Annotated in this window: 13 protein-coding genes and 1 other RNA gene; 9 read left to right on the plus strand and 5 right to left on the minus strand. The window is 48.7% G+C overall.

Features of this window, described 5'->3' with window-relative positions:
• Positions 1-135: 135 nt before the first annotated feature.
• Positions 136-615, plus strand: coding sequence for an SsrA-binding protein SmpB (gene smpB, locus O9H85_RS16225; RefSeq protein ID WP_269882461.1), 480 nt, complete (start codon positions 136-138; stop codon positions 613-615).
• 224 nt (positions 616-839) lie between these two features.
• Positions 840-1,203, plus strand: a transfer-messenger RNA (tmRNA) gene (gene ssrA, locus O9H85_RS16230).
• A 305-nt stretch (positions 1,204-1,508) separates the two neighbouring features.
• Here ssrA and O9H85_RS16235 read toward each other — a convergent pair.
• From O9H85_RS16235 to O9H85_RS16245, 3 genes are all read right to left on the minus strand, one after another.
• Entirely contained in the window at positions 1,509-1,925 is a 417-nt protein-coding gene (locus tag O9H85_RS16235; protein ID WP_269882462.1) for a GlcG/HbpS family heme-binding protein, read from the minus strand.
• A 24-nt stretch (positions 1,926-1,949) separates the two neighbouring features.
• The gene (locus tag O9H85_RS16240) at positions 1,950-3,116 is read right to left on the minus strand and encodes an iron-containing alcohol dehydrogenase (RefSeq protein WP_269882463.1); all 1,167 of its coding nucleotides are present in this window, start codon (positions 3,114-3,116) and stop codon (positions 1,950-1,952) included.
• A gap of 119 nt (positions 3,117-3,235) precedes the next feature.
• Complete coding sequence (locus tag O9H85_RS16245; protein WP_269882464.1) at positions 3,236-4,204, minus strand: 2-keto-3-deoxygluconate permease; 969 nt, start codon at positions 4,202-4,204, stop codon at positions 3,236-3,238.
• Between the two features lie 763 nt (positions 4,205-4,967).
• Between O9H85_RS16245 and O9H85_RS16250 the strand changes: the two genes are divergently transcribed.
• From O9H85_RS16250 to O9H85_RS16260, 3 genes are all read left to right on the plus strand, one after another.
• Positions 4,968-5,189 carry a type II toxin-antitoxin system HicA family toxin gene (locus O9H85_RS16250; protein WP_269882465.1) on the plus strand — a complete coding sequence of 74 codons (222 nt, stop codon included), beginning with the start codon at positions 4,968-4,970 and terminating at the stop codon, positions 5,187-5,189.
• A 206-nt stretch (positions 5,190-5,395) separates the two neighbouring features.
• Positions 5,396-5,845 (plus strand): UPF0158 family protein, encoded by a 450-nt coding sequence (locus O9H85_RS16255; protein WP_269882466.1) that lies wholly within the window; start codon positions 5,396-5,398, stop codon positions 5,843-5,845.
• Positions 5,846-6,304: 459 nt separating this feature from the next.
• A complete protein-coding gene (locus O9H85_RS16260; RefSeq protein ID WP_269882467.1) occupies positions 6,305-7,687 on the plus strand; it encodes a tetratricopeptide repeat protein in 1,383 nt (460 codons plus the stop codon).
• Between the two features lie 241 nt (positions 7,688-7,928).
• Here the strand turns inward: O9H85_RS16260 and O9H85_RS16265 are convergent, their stop codons facing one another.
• The gene (locus O9H85_RS16265) at positions 7,929-8,579 is read right to left on the minus strand and encodes a polysaccharide deacetylase family protein (RefSeq protein WP_269882468.1); all 651 of its coding nucleotides are present in this window, start codon (positions 8,577-8,579) and stop codon (positions 7,929-7,931) included.
• Positions 8,580-8,700: 121 nt separating this feature from the next.
• Between O9H85_RS16265 and O9H85_RS16270 the strand changes: the two genes are divergently transcribed.
• The 3 genes from O9H85_RS16270 (at position 8,701) to O9H85_RS16280 (ending at position 12,349) form a co-directional block, all read left to right on the plus strand.
• Positions 8,701-9,393 carry a glycosyltransferase family 2 protein gene (locus tag O9H85_RS16270; protein WP_269882469.1) on the plus strand — a complete coding sequence of 231 codons (693 nt, stop codon included), beginning with the start codon at positions 8,701-8,703 and terminating at the stop codon, positions 9,391-9,393.
• Between the two features lie 281 nt (positions 9,394-9,674).
• Complete coding sequence (locus tag O9H85_RS16275; RefSeq protein WP_269882470.1) at positions 9,675-10,556, plus strand: polysaccharide deacetylase family protein; 882 nt, start codon at positions 9,675-9,677, stop codon at positions 10,554-10,556.
• A gap of 314 nt (positions 10,557-10,870) precedes the next feature.
• Positions 10,871-12,349, plus strand: coding sequence for an Lsa family ABC-F type ribosomal protection protein (locus O9H85_RS16280; protein WP_269882471.1), 1,479 nt, complete (start codon positions 10,871-10,873; stop codon positions 12,347-12,349).
• 144 nt (positions 12,350-12,493) lie between these two features.
• On the opposite strand, the gene O9H85_RS16285 is transcribed toward O9H85_RS16280, so the two are convergent.
• Complete coding sequence (locus O9H85_RS16285; RefSeq protein WP_269882472.1) at positions 12,494-20,683, minus strand: GH36-type glycosyl hydrolase domain-containing protein; 8,190 nt, start codon at positions 20,681-20,683, stop codon at positions 12,494-12,496.
• Between the two features lie 347 nt (positions 20,684-21,030).
• Between O9H85_RS16285 and O9H85_RS16290 the strand changes: the two genes are divergently transcribed.
• The gene (locus O9H85_RS16290; protein WP_269882473.1) at positions 21,031-21,474 is read left to right on the plus strand and encodes a UPF0158 family protein; all 444 of its coding nucleotides are present in this window, start codon (positions 21,031-21,033) and stop codon (positions 21,472-21,474) included.
• Positions 21,475-21,520: the final 46 nt, after the last annotated feature.

Raw genomic sequence — 21,520 nt, forward strand, 5'->3', positions numbered from 1 at the left:
CGGGGGCGCCGGGCGCGGATGCGAGCGTTAGCTCTGGCGGTGGCAACTTGATTTCCGTGGATGGAGTTGATACAATGAACTCTATCCCTGCTTTTGCAGCTGGGAATCCCTTCATGGAAGGAGTGACCGCGGAAGATGAGCAAGAAGAGTGACGGCAAGCAGCTCGCGCAGAACAAGAAGGCGTCTCACGACTATTTTATCGAAGACACCTATGAATGCGGCCTCGTGCTGACCGGTACGGAGATCAAATCGCTCCGGATGGGGAAGGCGAACATCGGCGACGCTTTTGCCACGATACGGAACGGCGAAGCTTTCATCCATAACATGCATATCAGTCCGTTCGAGCAGGGCAACCGTTTCAATCCTTCCGATCCGACGCGGGCGCGAAAGCTTCTTCTGAAGAAGGTGGAGATCAACAAGCTGCTCGGCTTATCGAAGCAGGAGGGCTATACGCTGGTTCCGCTAAAGGTGTATGTGCGTAACGGATTCGCTAAGCTGCTTCTCGGCCTGGGTAAAGGGAAGAAGCAGTACGACAAGCGGGATTCCGCGGCGAAGCGGGATGCGCAGCGTGATATTCAGCGGGCGCTTCGCGAGAAGCAGAAGGTCGCCCGGTAGAAGCCACCAGTTCTGCTATCTGCAGGCGGATCTTCCAAGAAGCTGTTCTGTACAGCTCACTCAGATGTGTTATAATAAAAGCACATCAGGGAAGTGATGTGATTCACCTTTTGGAAGATTGCCGGAGATCGTTGTCGACTAGGGAAGAGCAAGACTTGCAGGTAAGTTTTTACTCATAACCTTGTTTTACTTTTGGGGCCCCCGTTACGGGGGCCCTCTCATGCGGGGACGTTCTTGGATTCGACGGGGATAGTTCGAGCATGGGTAGCGGGTAGTGGGGAGCGTCCGCTTCATCAACGCTACAGCCAATTAAATGGCAAACAACAACAATCCTACGCTTTCGCAGCTTAATAACCTGTGAGCGTGCTTCTACTCTGCATCGCCCATGTGCCGGGATAGGGGCTCAACCTTTAGTGGGATACGCTGTCTAGTCTCCGCCTGAGGCTAGCTGAAGAAGATAATCAGGCTGACCCAACGCAGAGCCGGTTACGGGGCGCTGCTCGGGTGACATCAAAACTGTGACTACACCCGTAGAAGCCTATGTGGCGTTATCTTCGGACAGGGGTTCGACTCCCCTCGTCTCCATACTAAGAACTCGCTCTATGAGCGGGTTTTTTCCTTTTTATTTATCAAATTGTAGACGAAATGTAGACATGAGATTTTAAGATACCCAATTTTCTTGCATTTTGTAGACGAGATGTCTACAGTAAATTTTAAATTGGGTCAGGATGTTTAAGATTCGTCAGGGTGAACCGTATCACAAGTAAGGCGAAATTTCTGGTCAGTAAGGACTAATGAAAGAGCCTATCAACATTGACAGGCTCGAACGTTTTTTCACATTTAGAGTGATATACGGAGAAGTCTACCATTAGTACCGGAAATAATTCAGGCTGTCAGTCCGCTTGTTCTTCGGAGACAATGCCGGCTATATATTCGGTGATGCTATGATCCTCGCTGGGGGCAAGACCGCTAACTCCTACGCACCCAATGATTTCTCCGGATCTATTCTTCAGCAGGTTTCCACCGGGCAAAGCTGTCAATCCGGGATCGCAGAAATAACTGATTTCAAGATGTTCCCGTTGAATCCTTTCAAACAAAGAGTCCGTTGATACACCCATACGAGCGGCAGTATAGGCCTTTTGTTGGGAGATTCGGATGCTGCGCTGCGGCATGCCGTCCATTCGGTCAAACGTCAGCATCGAACCCGTCTCATCTCCGATGGTGATGCTAATCGGTCTGCCGAAGTCTTTGGTCGCTTTTTCCTTCCCCAATTCAATCAGTTTCCTTGCGAGGTTTAATGTAAGTTGCATTATTGCGAACCTCCATGAATTATTCTAAGGTAACAATTTTCGATAAATTTCTTGAACGTCCTCGATACTAACCGCTTTTGGGTTGTTGTTCAAAAGTCGAGTTACATTCATCGCAGATTTGCTTAGGTCAATGACGTCATCCTCAGACACGCCGAAGGCTGTCAAGTCTTGAGGAATGTTCAGACTTTTTGTCCACGCGACAATTTGCTCGATGACTCTCCGCGCAGCGTCAATCTGGCTTAAGTTGTTGCTAGCGGAGAGGCCTAATACCGGGAATAATTGGGCGAGCTTCTCACTGATCGCGTCGAAGTTAAATTCCATGACATGTGGTAATAACATGGAGTTAGCGACACCGTGAGGAATGTTGAATTTTCCGCCTAGCGGATATGCTAGGGCATGGACGGCAGCAGTGCCGGCACACGTTAAGGCCATTCCGCCGTACATCGAGCCAAGGAGCATATTTTCGCGGGCTTCGACCGATGATCCACGTTCATACGCATGGACAATGCTGGTAGAGATCTTGCGCATGGACTCAAGGGCAAACATGTCGCTTAGCGGGTTAGCCTTGTTTGAAATGAATGATTCAATGGAATGGGTAAAGGCATCCATTCCGGTCGCCGCTGTCACAGCTGGCGGGAGTTCAAGAGTTAAAATTGGATCAACAATAACGAGTTGGGGAAAGAGATACGGGCTGATAATCCCGACTTTAAGTTCTTCTTCCGGTACGGTGACAATTGCGTTTGGTGTTACTTCTGAACCAGTTCCAGATGTGGTGGGAATGAGGACAGTTCGGACGCCCGGCTTCTTAACTAAATTGGTCCCAAGGAGTTCGGAGACAGGGACGCGGTTTGTCCTTAACACGGACAGAATTTTTGCTGCATCGAGAACGCTGCCGCCGCCAATCGCAATATAAACGTCAAAATTTTGTGTGGCTAGTTTTTGACCCAGTTCTTCAATGTTTTGAACGGTAGGTTCGTTCATGACACCCGTCAGTACTTCGGAGGAAATTCCCGCTTTAGACAGCTTTTGAACCATCTCATCGATGTGACCAAGGCGAATGAGGCTTGGCTGAGTGAGAATGAGCGCTGAACGAACTTCTCCCATTTCTTGTAATTGACTCACAAGCATTTCAATGGAATGTCTGCCCGCGACAATTTTTTTTGCTGATTGAAATTGATACTGAGCTAACAAATTTATCACTCCCTAAGACGGACAAGAATATTGCCCACCCTTAACATCGTAAATGCACAGGGTGGGCAGGCGCAATACGTTTGTAAACTTTGCGAATCACGTAGAACTGTAATCTTCCATTAATCGCCGCTGGCCAATTCCTGCGCTTGCTTACGCCGTGCTAACCAAGCGGTCAAAATCGGTACGAGAATAGCCGTGACGATCACGCAAGTCGCGACTTGCGCAGTCGCGGATGCACCAATTTCTTGATAGCCCGTGTATACGGCAGCAACAGTCATTGGAACGGCCGCAGCATTCCCTGCTGTGGATGCTGCGGCCACGCCGGCAACGCCGTTGCCGCCAGTGAGGCGATCCAATAAATAGAGAACGCTGCCCGTAATTACAACGACCGCAATGCCCAAGATGATGCCAGTTGCTCCGGATTTCGCGAGGTTGCTGAGGTTAATTCCGAAACCAAGACCGAGGGAGTACATCGGGATGAGAATGTGGATCCCTTTGCTGAGAAACTCCCGCATGTCAATATCCAGGTTTCCAAGAATCATACCAATGACCAGCGGCAAGAGCGCAAATACAAACGCTTCCACAGGGAAGTTCGCGAGTCCCGTAACGCCGAGAATCAGCATGGTGAAAAACGGACCGGATTCAAGGGACATGATGGAGTAAGCGGCCACATCTTCTTTCCGTTTTCCGAGCTGTCCAACGAGTGCCATGTACAATCCGCCGTTGGAATCCGAAAAAGCAGCAACAATGGCTAGAGCAGACAAACCTAAGAACAAGTGATTTTGATCGGGGGCAAAGTAACGGATGAGCAAGCTGATTACAAGTGTAGTCAAAATCTTACCTGCCCAAAGGGAGACGCCCTTCTTTAAAATGTAACCGGTTGATCGAAATTGCAATGTCGTACCCAAGCAGATGTAGTAGGCACCGAGCAAAGCCGTCGCACCTGTCATCATTCCGCCTGTAAATGATCCCTTGAAGATCGCATCATCAGCCAAATTTGGAAACATCGTCCGCAGGATGGCTCCAAGAAAGAGCGGAAGGATCATCAAGCCACCGGGAATTCTATCGATTGCAGCCTTAATTTTCACGTTGTATCCTCCTTGTATACTGGAATCGAAGAAACGAAAAAAGCATTTGTGATGTTGGTTTTTTTAGAAAAATCCAACCAGGTGCTGCATATACGAGAATGTTTCATAGGTTCGTGTACCAAAGTTCTTTGCATATTGAAAACGATTTCGGTAATCGTATTCAATATATATTGATTAGAGAGTAAAGCAACTAAGGCACAATCATCATTCAGCCCGGAAATCTTTCAAGCGTTGCTTTGATTTTCATAAGAACTCCCCCTTGGTGTATTTTGTAATTTGCAACACTAATAAGATGTAATCGATACATAAAAATATTATGATGGCAATAAATCTCTTTATCAATCGTTAACATATTGCATTTTGAAACATTTTTCTTGTTTTTCTCCATCGGGGCTCGATAGATCCCGAGTCGTTAACAGGTTTTGGATTGATATCCGGGAACCGGAATGTTCACAACCGGCAAGTTGACTTTTTTCCGAACCGGCATAAGGCGCACTGGCTAATAACGGATTTTTTATTTTCCCCTAAATTGTTGCAAAATAAATCATAAAACTTGTTTGCCCCTTCTTTACTGGCATCAATCCATAATACCGCGGACGTTTTTCTCCCACCGACGGGGTCGACAGATGCGAAAAAAGAGGGGGGGATTCTCATGAAAACAATTATTCCCGTTATTACAACACCCCTAATCGACATAAACATGCTCCATACGTATTACGTGTCCTATTAGAAGACGACTTTGATTCAGTAGCACGTATGTTCCATGCCTAGTTGGAGCGACTTGGAGAGTTTATTAAGGCGAGATGGGTGGGTACTGATAAGGCAAAATGGCAGGGATACAATTTTTGAAAAGACTTTGCCTAATGGGGAAGTGTTAAGGACTGCAGTTTCGAAAGGAACTGGCGAGATCAGCAAAGGATTATTTACCAGGATTCTGAAGCAGCAGCTTCGCGTAGATAAAGAGTACTTTAATTCGAAAAAGTAATTTATTAAGCCAGGGATTCGACTCCCCACGTCTACATACTGAAAACCCGCTCATTGAGCGGGTTTTTGCCTGTTATTAGGGCTAAATTGTAGTCCAAACCCACGTAAAAATATTTCGAAAGTCATATACTCACCAGCTTAATCATGTCCACATAGGCTTAGTTCTGCTAAAATAGGATCAAATTAACTTAAAAGAGGTCGATCGAAATGCAATTAATGGACGAGCTTATAGATACCTACTTGGATAATAATTTTGAGCACCTGTATTATTTGGATCTGCATACCGGACAAGTCATTCTGGATATGGATGAAGCGTATACAGGGGAACCGGGAATCGACTGGGATGATGAGGAGAACGAAGAACGTTTCATAGACATTCCAAAGATTGATTCCAACGAGGCGTTTTATGTGATGACGAAATTTGCCCAACGCACCGAATTCGATCCTGAAGATAAGTTGTTTGATGCCCTTAATGGTCATAAACCTTTTCGAAGGTTCAAGGATACGCTATACGAATTGGATCTTTGGGATGAATGGAATAAATTCGAATACAAGTATGCGGAAGAAGCGATTCAATCCTGGATGGAACGGTTTCAACTGGATTACAATGAATTGAATGAAAAGTACAAAAATAATCATCCTTTTTCAAACAATTAAAAGGGTAGTTCGTCTTGAATAGACTAGAGCTGCAAAAAAAGGTTCGCCATACGCTTTCTCCAAAGCTTGTAGAGGAATGGCGATTCGGAAGAGTACCCTACCTGGAGCGGGTCATTCATGGGAATCTGGCTCATTCAGCTTCTTTATGAAAGAATTCCGGAAAACGGCGAGGGAGATGGACCTTAAGGAGTCCTGTACCGCCTATATATCCTGGGGAAAAGAAACGAAACGCTCGCTCCGTTTCTCGAAATCAGGTGATTCCCAAGTTGAACAGCACTTTTCCATACACTTTGTGTTACCCCGAAAAGCAGTGCAGGTTAAATTTAAACGAGCTGCAGAGGGAGCAAATAGCTTCTTGCGAAATACCCTAAAAAGCCGGCTTTTCGTCATAAGTTGATGAAACTGAACTACCGATAAAAGTACATGGTTGATATATTATTGAAAGGCAGGAGTCATGATATGCCATCTCCCCACGCTGCTATTAATCCTTTGCTTCTTTCCACCCTGACAGGACAACCTTTATCAAGTATTCCGGAAAAACCAGCAGTTACCTTGCTGCCTGGCGTTCTTACCAAGCTCATTGCCAAGCACAAAAAGAAAATCAATCCCCAATTCGAATCCAACAAGCAGGTATTGACCTGCGGTCATTGCGGGAGCAAAGGACATTATGATCTCGGATTCGTCGCTATCGATCTGGAACTTTGGCAGAAAGATGAGAAGGATCCAACGCACAAAAGCCAATCCGCCCCAAAAGACATGATGGATTATGTGCAAACAACAGGGTATTTTCGGTGTAAACAATGCAATAGTGCAGGGGACTGGAAATTAAAGAACCCGTTATTTATCTTCGGATTATTGACAGGGCTGCTTTCCAGAGGAAGAGAAGATAATTCCCGTTATATGGCAGGAAAAATTGCCCTTTATGACGGGAGTACTCCCAAATGGGCAACCGATGCAGAGGAAAATTTTTTGAATAAGCTTCGTAAAAATGATCAGGACGGTTATCTGTGGAACCGGTTAGGTAACCTGTACTTGAAAGGTGGAAGACCGGAGCTGGCTGCCGCGGCGTATGAGAAATCGATTCAGGTGGACCCGTCCCAAGTGGAATCCTATTATTCGCTGGGCGGGCTGTTATTTCAAGTTGGTGAGCTTGAAAAATCCGCTTATCACAGCAGAATGATGCTGGTGTACGCCCGTCATTACCGAAAGATGGATATTCTGCAACTGAGAGAGATTTTAGCTATAGGACTGCAAAATTTATATGACATTCATGTAGAATCAGAACGGAAAATCGCGTTTATGCCGACAAAAGAAGAGCTTGAGGTGTTGGATTCATTTAAGGAAACGGCTGCAGGTGTTGAAGCTCCTTCGTTAGCATTAGTGGACTTGGAGATTTTTCCGGATGATCGGAAATCGTTCTACCCATTGGCTGAAATGTATATGTGGCTAAGAAGGGATGAGATTCCGGCAAGCGAGCGAACTTTGGATCAATACTTGCCGGGGAACCGCAAGCAGGTGCCGAAACCGGTTATGGATCGCCCTGCAACCCAATTAGGAACAGATAATAGACCTATTGTATTAAGAGTAAGATCGGAAGAAAGAGCCGAGAAGATTTATCAATTATGTGAGCGATACGACCTTCAATGCATCATTGGGTTTGAATATGTAGAAGATTTGACTGACCTTAGAATAGCGCTGATGCAAAAACTTAGTCCGTCCAATGTATATGCTCCATGTCCATGTGGCAGCGGGTTGAAATATAAGTTTTGTTGCGCCAATAAATTAAAACATTTCGATTTGGAGAGTTTTATAGAGGAACATGGTACAAGCGGCGGATTGTAGATTTGCCCAGCCACTGTTCGTCTCTATAGTGTAAATCCACAAAAACGAAAAGGAGTTTTGCCATTAAGTAAGGTGGCAAGCTCCTTTTTATGTTACATCTTTTAGTTAATATTCGATACTTTCCTCCTCTCCATGAATTCCGAACGGAGAAAGCGGTTGTCGCAAAGATTTCTCTATGATGGCTGTTTTTTTCTTGATCGGGGACACCTGGAGCCGTTTAGGGTGATTTATAGCCTGTTCTTTATAATTGAACGGGTGTTAAGGAAGAATCAAGCTTTTTCAGCCGATAGTCGCGGTTTTTCAGAAAACGTATGATTCGGGGGAGAAGTCTGGCGGTCATCGGAAGGTCATGCATGAGAATGACAGGTCTCGATCCGGATTTTTCCAGATTCAGCACTCCTTTCTTTACCAAATAAATCAAATGTTCATTACGAAGTTTCCAATCGCGGCTGTCTACATTCCAGTCCCATAAACGATAGCCGGTATGTCTTACTGCTTTAAAATAAGAAGGTCTCATATGAGGTAAGCTTCCATAAGGGGTCCGAACCAAAACCGTATCCTTGCCTGTTACTTTTTTCAATGTATTGCGGGTGTCATTAAACTCTCGGATCACGGATTGTTTAGAGGCATAAAATTGGCTGACCTTATGGGTTACCCCATGGAGTCCAACGGCATGACCTTCACGCACCATACGGCGCACCGTTTTTGGAAATCGCCGTATTAGGGGTTCCAGCATAAAGAAAGTTCCTTTTACTTTATTGCGGGCCAAAACATCAAGTATAAGGTTTGTTACAAGTTTCGGACCGTCATCAAACGTAAGATAGGCTGTTTTTTGTGCAGGTCTTGATTTGCGGGAGCGTGCTCTCGGTTTTCTCAAAGCCAGTTTTCTCATTATCCACCTCCGGGCCTAATATTAAACCTGACTAGGTAAAGCGCCGTTGTTATTTTCGATTCTTTTCATACATATGTAATAAAATCTATACGTGTGTCTGCAGAAAAGAGGCGAGAATGACGTGAATGGCATCTCGATTATCACTTGTACGAACAGAGCGGCCTATATAAACAATCTGTTTCGCAATTACGATAGACAGAAGTGGAGAAAAAAGGAACTGATTATCATCTTAAACAACGACAATATGAATATTGAAGAGTATAAGGAAACGGCAAGTAGGTATAAAAATACGTTTGTATATCGTTTGCCGGAAAAAACATCATTGGGGAAATGTTTAAACTTCGGAGTTAAAAATGCCAGGCACCGTTTTGTGGCAAAATTTGACGATGACGATTATTATGCTCCTTCCTATTTAAAAGAGACGATGAAGACTTTTAGGAAAACGAAAGCAGATATTGTCGGTAAACGTGCCCATTTTTTATGGTTAAGCGGAAATAAAGTATTAATTCTTCGTCACAAAGGATCTGAGAATAAGTTTGTAAAGATTGTCCCGGGAGCTACTCTGGTTATAAAAAAATCAGTTTTTAAAAGGGTTCGTTTCCCAAATATCAACAAAGGGGAAGATGACATTTTTTGTAGGAGATGCAGGGCAAAAGGCTTTAAAATTTACTCGGGGGGAAAATATAATTTTGCAGCCCTAAGAAGAAAAAATTCCAGAGGTCATACATGGATCATTAGTGAAAAGAAGTTACTAAGGGGCAGAGCGGAAATTTTTCGGAAGGTCAAAAATTACAAAAAATTTGTATCCAGGTGATTTACCTCAACACCGAATCGGTGACTTCACCTTAGAGGCTAATGTGGTGGCAGCATCACGCGGCGGCGAATTGTGGATTTGCTACGCCGCGGTTCGTCTCCATAAAACAAATGAGGTATCCAAGAGGGTGCCTTGAGCGGGTATTTAACTTTGTAATTGCATCTTTGCAAGACAAACGATCGGCGCATCATCAAGGATCTGACTGCAGGTTATAAATTGCGGTTAATATCTGGATAAGAGGGGAATTCTAACGGCAGTCCTTTGAAGGGGGATTGCTCTTATTGTACCGTCCGATCTGCTTTTGTCTCTCCGGAGCAGCTTTGCTTTTTTTATTGACGGGCTGCTTCCAGAAAGAGCCTAGTTCCACAGTAAACGAACATCAACAGGCGCAAATGTCTTCTCCAATTCAATTATCCGGCAGGGCTGCAGATATCGGGTTGACTCCGGCAGAAATAACGTTCACCAGGGAGCTAATCCAAAAATACAAATGGCAAACACCCTATCAATGGGGAGAGCGTGTTTCAGGTGTCAAACGAAAAATGCAAACATCCCAGCCGGTGGTTGCCCTTACATTCGACGCTTGCGGCGGGCCTGGAGGGAGCGGTTATGATCATAGGCTTATTGAATACTTAATTCGTGAGAACATTCCTGCGACATTATTCATCAATAGCCGTTGGATTGATGAAAATAGGGACGTCTTTCTGAAGCTGGCTCGGAATCCGCTGTTTGAAATTGAAAATCACGGACACCTTCATAGGCCGCTCTCCGTTAATGGCAGATCAGCCTGGGGCATTGCAGGTACGCAAAATATTTCGCAAGTTGTCGATGAAGTCATGATTAATGAAAGAAAAATTGCGGAGCTTACGGGGAGAAAGCCGATCTATTTCCGCTCGGGTACCGCTTATTACGACAATGTAGCTGCCCGAGTAGTTGAAGATTTGGGATTGCTTCCCGTTAACTTTGACGTTTTAGGCGACGCGGGGGCGACATTCTCCGCCGAGCAAATCCGGCAGGCTTTTTTAACATCCGTTTCCGGATCCATCATCATTTGCCATATGAACCATCCGGAAAAACATACGGCGGAAGGCGTAATGCTAGGGGTCCCGGAATTGAGGAAAAGGGGATTCCGTTTTGTAAAAGTAGATACCTATCCATTAGAATAATCATGAGGTTACTGAAGGCGAAAGCCGACATGGTTGAAATAAAATCACGGGTATGCTAAGATACGATTAATTTAATGAACTGGAGTTGAAAAGTGTAATGGAATTTTCTTGCTAATATAAAACAATAAAACAGTAAAAGCGATATGTTTTCGCATGTTTTATTCTTTATATGCAAGAAAGTTACTTTATCTTTTCACTCAAACAATATATCCTCATCTAACTCCATTGCGGGTTGGATTTGCTGTATTTATTTGAGCTACAAGAAAAGTAACTTTCTTGTAGCTTTTATATTTATCATGCAGGAGGATCAGCTCATGTCATTAATCAATGTTACAAACCTGACGTTTGCCTACGACGGTACCTACGATAACATATTTGAAAACGTAAGCTTTCAAATGGATACCGATTGGAAATTAGGATTTACGGGAAGAAACGGCAGAGGGAAGACCACGTTTCTCAGCTTGCTGCTTAGCAAATATGAATACAGCGGAAATATTTCTGCCAATGTCGGCTTTGAATATTTTCCCTTCCACGTTGAAAACAAGGAAAATAATACGATTGATGTTATTGGAGGCATTGTTCCAGACTATGTTTACTGGGAGTTCATGCGCGAGCTTTCATTGCTCAAGGTTTCTGAGGATGTTTTATATCGTCCTTTTGATTCCTTGTCCAGCGGGGAACAAACGAAAGTGCTGCTCGCTGCCTTATTTCTTAAGGAAAATAGCTTTCTGTTAATTGATGAGCCAACCAACCATCTGGACATGAATGCAAGAAAGCTTGTCAGTGATTATCTCAATGCCAAAAGCGGATTTATTCTGGTGTCCCACGACCGGTCATTTCTCGATAACTGCGTAGATCACATCCTCTCCATCAATAAGACCAACATCGAAATTCAAAAGGGCAATTTCTCCGATTGGTGGGAAAACAAACAGAGGCAAGATCACTTTGAGCTTACAGAGAATGAAAAACTAAAAAAAGACATTAAACGCTTGTCGGATGCCGCCAAACGAACGAGCAACTGGTCACACGAAGTGGAAAAAACCAAAAACGGTACAAGAAATTCCGGTTCCAAGGTAGATAAAGGGTATATCGGTCACAAGGCTGCTAAAATGATGAAACGCTCTAAAGCTATAGAGCAAAGACAGCAATCCGCTATGGATGAAAAGGCTAAGCTCCTCAAAAATATTGAAAGCTCTGACAACCTAAAGCTTTCACAGCTTGCTTTTCATAAAAACCAGCTAGTCGAGTTTGACAATGTTTCGATTTTTTACGGCGAGAAGAGGGCTTGCACAGAGATTAGTTTTACTATTGAGCAAGGTGAGCGGATTGCGCTTTCAGGTAAAAACGGTTCCGGAAAATCAAGCATTATCAAGCTTATTTACGGTGAGAACATAGACTATACCGGCGTTTTCAGGAAGGGAAGCCAGCTGAAAATATCCTATGTTTCGCAGGACACCTCGCACTTGCAGGGCAATTTAACGGACTACGCCAGAAATCATGGGATAGATGAAAGCCTATTTAAATCAATTTTAAGAAAGCTTGATTTTTCTAGAGTTCAATTTGAAAAAGATATTTCGGCTTTTAGCGGCGGCCAAAAGAAGAAAGTGCTGATTGCAAAAAGTCTTTGCGAGAAAGTTCATTTGCATATTTGGGATGAACCGCTTAATTTTATCGATATTGTATCGCGGATGCAAATTGAAGAGCTGCTGCTTGAATACTCGCCAACCATTCTTTTTGTGGAGCATGACCGTGAATTTTGCAAAAATATTGCAACAAAGGTCATTGAACTTTAATGTACCTTTTGTAATTGTATGACGTAGGTCTCCATAACAAAAAGAGCTCAGCCGGATATTAGCTTGGGCTCTTTTTGTCTTCCGTTAATGTTTTTAACGTTACTACTGTAAATGAATCTTCCGCATTGCAATGGGGTGCCGCGGTTATAAACTAACCGTGATGTGACGCTCTACCCCGTCATCCAACAGTTCAACGGAAGTGTCGGGTCCGGCCTTCAGGCCACCTTCCACTGCGGGATCCCTGTTGAAAGCAAGGAAATACTTCGTGCTTCTGTATCGGTAGGTTACCTTGAAGCCGGGCCATTCGCATGGAATGCACGGATTCAGGTAGAGCCGGTTTCCGCGTTTTTGGATCCCTAATATCCATTCGATCCCACTCTGATACATCCATCCCGATGAGCCGGTGTACCAGGTCCAGCCGGCATGTCCGCGATGAGGCTCGGCGGTGTATACGTCCGCGGCCATGACGTAAGGCTCTCCGACGTATTCCCGCACTTCATGATCGGTGCGCGTATGGTTGATCGGGTTAAGCATATGGAATAGCTCGAACGCTTTATCCCCCTGACCCAGCTTGCTCCAGGCCATGATGTTCCAGATGACCCCATGGGTGTACTGCGCCCCGTTCTCCCGAATACCCGGCGGGTACCCTTGTATATACCCCGGACTTGGCTCGGTACGGTCAAACGGGGGTGTCAACAGCTTCACGACGGACAGCTCGCGGTCCACCAGCTCACGGTCGAACGACTGCATCGCTTGATAAGCGCGGTCTTGTGGCGCTGCCCCCGAAATGACGGACCAAGATTGCGCAATGGAATCGATTCGGCACTCTTCGTTATAGAGGGAGCCGAGCCAGGTACCCGAATCCGTAAATGCCCTGCGGTACCACTGCCCGTCCCAGCCATGCTCATGGATCGCCTGGGACAGCTGTTCACGTGCTTGCTTGTAGCGCGCTTCCCGTTCGTTCTCGCCGCGTTCCGCGCATAGCCGCTCAAACCGCTGCAGCACTTCGCACAGAAACCAACCGAGCCAGACGCTCTCGCCGCGTCCTTCATCGCCCACCAGGTTCATGCCGTCGTTCCAATCGCCTATTCCAATGAGGGGGAGTCCGTGCTCGCCGATTCGCTGCAGCGCTTTATCGATTGCTCGATAGCAATGCTCGTACACCGTACCTCTGCTGCTGGACTGCACGGTCTCCTCATATCGTTCATGTTCGCCTTTCTTTAAGGGTTCGCTGGTGATATAAGGAACAACCTCATCGAGAACAGTGTCGTCTCCGGTATGCTCCACATAACGGGACGCCGAGTAGGGCAGCCAAAGCAAATCGTCGGAAAATAACGTCCGAATGCCGCGCTCCGTCTCCTCATGCCACCAGTGCTGTACGTCGCCTTCCTCGTATTGGTGGGACGCATGGAGAAGAATTTGCCTTCTCACGAGCTCGGGCACCGTATGGAGGAGCGCCAGCGAATCCTGGAGCTGATCCCGGAATCCGAATGCGCCTCCCGCTTGATAAAAGGCGGAACGTGCCCACATGCGGCAGGCCAGCGATTGGTACAGCAGCCATCCGTTGAGAAGGAAATTGGTCTCAAGGGATGGAGTGTCTACAACAATCTGGCCGAGCGTTCGATCCCAGTAGTCGCTCGTTTCTGACCAAGCCTCATCGCAGCGCGATGCATCGCTATATTGCTGAGCCAGGCTCGCGGCCTGAGACCTGGACGATGTGCAGCCGAGGAGGATGAGAACCTCCGTCTCCTCGCCGGGCTCTAGACTCAGCTTGCGTTGGATCGCACCGCAGCTGGCATTGTTAGCCCCGGCCCACCCGGACAGGCGGGTACGGTTCAACGCCGCGGGTTGCTCCAAGCTTCCGTTCCTGCCGATGAACTCCAGCTGATCCGAGGTCCAAGACAAGTCGTCCGAAGCCGCGGCTTTCTGCGGGAAGATCCCAAGGAATGCCGTGGCCTCCCGAAAGTTTTGTTGATACCGGTTCTGTGCGGTCAGAATAGCCGCCTCTCCGTCCCACTCGCTCACGATGTAGGGAGCGCTCAATTGGCGCTGTACGCCGATGACCCATTCGGCATAATAGGTGACCGAGAGTCGCCGGGTTTCGGACGAGGTATTCTTCATCCGCAGCCGTATAATTTTGACTGGATCCTCCTTAGGGACGAACACGGTCATCCTGTGGCGAATCCCCATACGCTCATGGTCGAAAGTCGTGAAGCCTAACCCATGGGTGATCAAGTAAGGCTCCGTATCCTTGCCGGCTGACGGGGTGATGGTCCACAGGTCGCCTGAATCCTCATCGCGAATAAATCCGAGTTCTCCTGGCGGGTCAAGCACCGGGTCATTAGACCATGGGGTCAGCTTACATTCGCGGCTGTTCCTCCAGAACGTGTATCCGGTACCGAGCTCGGAGACAAGGGCGCCGAAGCCGGGATTAGCCAGGACGTTGATCCATGGTGCCGGCAGATGCTTCCCTTCCTTGATCAAGAGCTTATATTGCTTTCCGTCTGCAGTAAACCCGCCCCAGCTGTTATAGAAGTGGACATCTTTTGCCTCGAGAAGTGGTGCCGGCAAGGGCGGGGCAGCCTGCAGACGGCTTCGTACAACTGTCCGCTGAAGCGGTTCCGGCAACGGAGCTGCATTTGCGCGACGCGGGAGACGAAGCTGACTGGCCAAGCTTGGTCCGCCGGCCCGCAGCGCCACTCGCGCAACGGCCATCAGGAGCGTTCGTTCTTCCTCGCTTAGCCGTTTTTCTGGAATGACGTGAATTCCGGCGGCTCCCGTTCCAAACCGGTCAACGCCATGCTCAACCGCGCGTCCAAGAGCATCCTGAAGATTTTGCTGATAGCCGTCGGCAGATTGGTTGATCATGACCAGGTCAAACCGGAGCCCCAGTCTCCTCAAATACTCATGCCCCGTCAGAAGCTTGACGATAAAAGGCAAATGGCTTCGATTATCGATTTGTACAACGATGATCGGTCTATCGCCGGAAATGCCGAAGGACCATAAACCAGGCTGTCCCTTCGAATTGCCCGCAATATTCATGCTGCGCTCATCTCTTAGAGGCGGTGTGTACAGTACTTGAGCGGCAAGGCGTTGAAAAGCAATGGCTTCAACCGGATCCAGACGAAGGTTGCGAAGCTCGATTCGGCTGCGCGTCCAGGCTAACTGGAAGGTTCGCTCTACCATTTCCGCCTTCGACAGCTTGGACGCCATGTGCACCGCTTCTTCCTTCGACTCGGCTACCGATGTCACCGCGTAGAGACACACATGCTTGCCCGGGTCCACTTGTACGCGATGCCGCATGATAAAGGCAGGGTCGGCCACGGAACCGGTCGTTCCCTTCAGCCGGGAACGGAGGGCTTGAGGCTCCGCAAGCCGGTGCCCTCTTCCGATGAAAGCGGACCGGTTCGTCTCGTATTCCGTGAGCCCCAGCGTGTGGCAATCGGCTGCGAGCAGATGGGCGGACCACAGTGCTCTATCCTTCGCCTCCCGTTTGCGCCGGCTGGCAACAAGACACCCGCTTCCTTCATCGTAGGCTGTTCGGATAAACAGCTTGCTAAAAGCGGGATGAGCATCGTCCGCAATGGGGTTCGAGAGCGCGAGCTCCATAAAGGACGTGATTTCAAGCACCTTCGGTTGATCTCCCGTATTCGTTAATGTGATGCGCCGCACCTCCGCATCCGTCTCGGGAGAGACGCATATTTCCATGCGTGTTTCTACAGCGTCAACCTTACGCGCGAAAGTCGCTTTGTCCGGTTCGAAGATGACCCGCTGCTCCGGCGATTCCATTCTGCAGGGCTGATACGAAGGAGACCAGACTTGATCGGATAAGACATCCCGAATATATACATAGCTCCCCCATGAATCCATAACGGGCTCTTCTCTCCATCTGGTGATCGAGAGACCATCCCAGCTGCTGAACCCGCTTCCGCTGACGGTAACCATGGCAGTAAAGCGTCCGTTCGACAGCAGGCACGTTTCCGGCGTCGCGGTATGGGGAGACGTAAATTCACGTGCCGGTCCGGCTTCTTGCACCGCTTTCTCCCCGCGCACTGCTGAACGGTACATCGCAGGATGCTTAATCCAGTTTGCACGCCGCGGCACCCGCTCCTGCAGAAGCAATTCGGCAGCGCGAACCTCCTTGTTCCGATGGAACCGTTCATACATCGTGCGCGGCAATAGCAGATTGGATAAGGTCAGCAGACACATCCCCTGGTGGTGCGCCATAAAACTGCGGATCACCACATGATCGCGGCCTGCCGGCATCCGTTTCGGCGTGAAATCGAGCGCCTCGTAAAAACCGTATTTGCCGCGTCCGCCTAACTGCTCCATCCGCTTCAAGGCTTTGAGCCCCTCCTTCGGGGCGTACGGCAATGCCATAGCCGTTGCATAGGGAGCCAGAACAAGGTCCTGCTCAAGTCCTCGTTGAAACCCGAGGCCGGGAACTCCGAACGCTCTATACTGATAATTCATTTGGTAATCAAAGGCGAAGTAACCGGACTCGGAGATGCCGAACGGAACGCCTTGCCGATGTGCGTAATCGATTTGACGTTCTACAATGCCCCGGTAGGTGCTGTCCCATAACGTATGGCGATACGTCTTCATCAATAGCCATGGCATCATGTACTCGAACATCGTTCCGGACCAGGAGAGCAGCACCGGCCGGCTGCCGACCTTCGTCAGTGTTCTTCCGAGCTGATTCCAATGAGAGACCGATACTTGCCCTAAGGCAATGGCGACAAAGCTGGCTTGCCGCGCCTCCGATGCCAGCAGGTCGTAAAGCACGGTATCCCGAACGCCCTGTTTTACATGGTACCCGAGAGAAAAGAGGTTCGTTTTCGGGTCGAGCAGCGACCGAAAGTTGGTCGCTTGAACCAAAGCCTCGATTCGGGCCGCCAGGCGGCTCCCGCGAGCAGGCAAGTCTGTCGGGGGACCTCCAGCGATTTCCTCCGCGAAGGCGACTTCAAACTGCTCTTTTGACCAGCCTTTAGGGCTATTATTGCCGGCATGCTCCACAGGCTGTCCCAGGTCGTTGCGCAGCCATTCAAACAGGCCTTCCTTCACCGTCATCAAGGAGGCGACGAAATTCCCGGAATCGACTGTAGACACGTACACGGGCAATAGCGGAGCCAGCGATTCCGTATCGTACCAATTGTAGAGATGACCCTCCCATTTTTCCATTCGCTCGATCGTATCCACCGTTCGTTCCAAACGCTCGACAAGACCGGGCGTATCGATAAACCCGAAATCTCTGGCAGCGAGCGCACACGTTACATACATACCGATGTTAGTAGGGGAGGTGCGATGTGCAATTCCCCTGTCCGGCTTGATCTGAACGTTATCCGGGGGAAGCCAGTTGTCCCGAGCCGTCACGAAATCCTCGTAGAAGGACCAGATGTCTCGGGAAAGCTTATGCAGCTCCTCGGACTCATCGGAAGTAAACGTCTCCGTCATGCGGACCGGCGACTGATCGAGCCATCGGATCATTATCGGCGCAGTGCTCCATGCCAGAGCGATGATCAAGCCGATCGACCGTATTGCTGCAGACTCGGTCAAAATCGCGGATGCCGTCATGAGCGCAATCAAGACGTATCCGCTGAATAGTCCAGCCAAGGGAGGAGCGCCTGCCCTGCTGCTTAACCGTTCAACCTCAGCCTGATTCACCCATTCGAGAAGCCGGCGCTTCGAAAGGGTCAGACGGTAGAGCGTTCGAATGACGGCGTCCATCAGCACCACGCTCTGAAACGGAAGTGTTAAAAAAGCTACAAGCAAGTGACCTATGGTGTGAAGCAAGCCCCAGGGCCGGTACAGAATCGTCTCTAAAGTGACGAGCTGACGGAGCAGCGGAAGGAGCATCGTCAAGAAAACGATGCCGAACCAGACTCCAGGCGAGCCTGGAAGCACCGGACCGGCCAGCAGCAGGATGAGCAGCAGTACAGGCTGGAGCAAGCTGCGCCGAAGATTATCCGCGATCTGCCAGCGTGTGACGGCGGATAAATGCGTCGGCACGAGTACCCCCTTACCATTCCGGGCGTGAGACTTCAGCCAGGGAAGGAGCTGCCAATCGCCGCGGGTCCAACGGTGAAGCCGTTTCTGATGCGACAGGAAGGTAGGCGGGTGGTCATCGATCAGTTCGATATCCGTAAGGAGTCCCGCCCTCAAGAAGCCGCCTTCCAGCAGGTCATGGCTAAGCACCCGATTCTCGGGAAACCGGCTGCCCAGCACATCGTTGAAGGTAGCTACATCGAAAATCCCTTTGCCCGTAAATATGCCTTGTCCTGTTGCATCCTGATAAGGATCCGATACCGCGAAGGCATACGGATCAAGGCCGGCTTCAGAGGCCCACAAAGAAGACAGCCTCGATTTCTGCGCACTTTCATAAGTCATCCCGATCCGCGGCTGAAGTACGCCGTAGCCTGTTATCACCCTGGTCCTGCTCTCGTCCAACCGGGGCCGGTTCAAGGGAAGGTGCATGGCGCCGATCATCCGGTGCGCGCTTTCGATAGGCAAGCGGGTATCCGCATCCAATGTAATCACATAACGGATTCGGTTTAATACTGCTGCATCGCCGAGAATCGTGCTGTAGCTGGTGTCTTCGTCCCCTTTGAGCAGCTTTACGAACTCTTCCAGCTTCCCTCGCTTCCGTTCCCACCCCATCCAAGCTTGTTCGGAGGGGTTCCACTTTCTGTGGCGATGAAACAGGTGAAAGGTGCTCTTCGGGTAGCTTCGATTCAGTTTTTCGATTTCGGCCTTGGCCATGCTTACGATGGCTTCATCCTCGGGAAGATACTCTGTGTCCGCATCCCTGAAATCACTTAGAATGGCATAATGGATGTTAGGGTCCCGATTCGCTAAATAATGCTGCTCCAAACGTTCGGCAGTCCCCTTCACAGCTCCGAGCTGAGACCAAATGACAGGGATGACGACCATCGTCGAGGCATCGTCGGGCACACCTTTGGAAAAATCATATCGCAGCAATCGTATGGGCCGGATCGTGCGCTCGATGAGCCAATGAACAGCCGTACCCCCCCATTCGCTTGCCGGCAAGGCCAGCAGAAGAAGCACGGACACCCAGCCGAGCGAGGATAGGGGAGTTGTCGAGCCGACCGCTAAGGATAAGCCCGCGAGAGCCAAGACCATACAGAGGGCCAGCAGCCTGATAAATAGGCTGGGGGCGCGCAGTTTAATCCCGGCTTCCGGAAGAGGGCCTGCTTCTCCGCACTGCTTTAACGCCTGCTGCAGCGCCCTCATTCCTTGGGCTTCCAGTAAAAAATAAGCCGCACTCGCATTTCTGGGAGGCAATGGAACGAGGCTTTCTTCACTCGCTGCTTCATATTGTTCATTTGCCAAATGAACCGCTTGCGACGCGACTAAATTTTCCGGCACCTTCATGCGCCGGGCGAGCTGCTCTACCCGGCAGCGCAGCGTATGACGGCTCGCTCCGTCCAGCTTGGGGTAGTCGCCTGCCTGTTCTTTCCGGAGCGTCTGCTCCACCACGCTGATCCGCTCGAACAAATCGCTCCAAATCCACCGGGAAAGCTTGCGCAAGCTGGTAATGACATTGCCGATACTCACCTGATACTCCGCCTGAAGCCGATATTCGTAGGAGAGAATGGAATCCAGACTCTCCGGCGGGTTCTCCAGTTTGCATATCAGCCACTCTCCGAGGTGAGCCGAATCCTCCGCATGTTCTCTTAAATGCTTGACGAGGTGGACAATCAACGCCCCGGATAACGGCAGCTCCACGTTCGACTCCTCTAAAGCCTGTTTTAAACGCTCCGGAGTGAGCTCTGCAACAGGTATTCCCGATAACATGCGCTCCACGAGTTCGCAGATGGCGCGCCGTTCCTTCACAGGCTTAATAAGGGAGGTTAGACGGCGAATCATCTCCATCTTCATAAATAGCGGAATCAACCATGCTTCAACGATCGTAAGCACGGAAACTTCTTGGTATGAGTTGAAGTAAACCGCTAACGTATCTTCATCCAGCAGCCCGTCGGTTTGTTTCAGATATGCTGCGCAGACAGAGGAGACTCTAAGACGGCCACCCTTGTCCACTGCGGGAAGAGGTTTCACATGGAGACGATCGATTTCTTCGCGAATCCCTATTAACTCGGCTTCCAGAAATTCGGAGTGATCCAGCAGCCACTCTTCGGCAGGCTGCTCGCATACGCTGCGATGCTCATGGAGCTCCGCAATGAAGGTTCGCAGCTCTTGGATATCGTTCTCCATCCGCCTCCACAACGTATTCAGTGAGGTGCGGCTTCCGTGCGGGTCATGTTCAAGCGCAAGCCTATGCGCGTTCTCCTGCAACTCATTCTTATGCAAAATCATTCATAAATCCCCCAACGACATAAATGGTAAAAAATTCACCCTATTACCATTCCACGTTTGGAGGGATTTTATGACCTAAACTTGCGAAGTTATCATCCGGACTCCAATGATGATTTGTCGTTCTTGCGAAATGAGTATCAAAAAATGACGAAAATAGGGTGATTTTAAATGATGAAAAACAGGCTGACGTTCGTTTCAGTACACCTCTTCTCGCTACCGGTAGCGCCCCACTAACATGTATTAAATGAAAGCTTGCCCATCCAAGGCAGGCTTCATTTTTGCTATAATTGGATATAATAGAATAATAGAGAATGCTCAATTTTTTAAAGGACGGAGAGTGAACCAAGATGCGGCAGCTCATGGAAGAACTGACGGAAGCCTATCTGGATAATAATTTTGAACATCCATATTTTCTGGACTTGCAGACCGGAGAAGTGGTATTGGATTTGGATGAGATGTATACGGGTGAACCGGGAATCGATTGGGATGATGAGGAAAACGAGGATCGATATGTCGACATTCCAAAGATTGATTCAAGTGAAGCATTTGATGTCATGATGAGATTTGCCAAACATACCGAATCGGATCCTGAGTTGAAGTTGTTCGAAGCGCTTGAAGGGCGCAAACCCTTTCGAAGATTCAAAGATACGCTTTCAGAGCTTAGTATTTGGGACGAGTGGAACAGGTTTGAACGTCAGTATGCAGAGGATCAGATCAAATCTTGGTTGGAGCGGTATGAACTTGATTACGTGGAGTTAGCGGAGCGCTTTAAAAGCAGTCTGCTTGCATAGTGCTATCATGAATGAGTTTGCTGCTAATGAACAGACAAGAGCTGCA

Origin of the sequence: Paenibacillus gyeongsangnamensis, assembly GCF_027533625.1 — a bacterium.
GTDB classification, from domain to species: domain Bacteria; phylum Bacillota; class Bacilli; order Paenibacillales; family NBRC-103111; genus Paenibacillus_G; species Paenibacillus_G gyeongsangnamensis.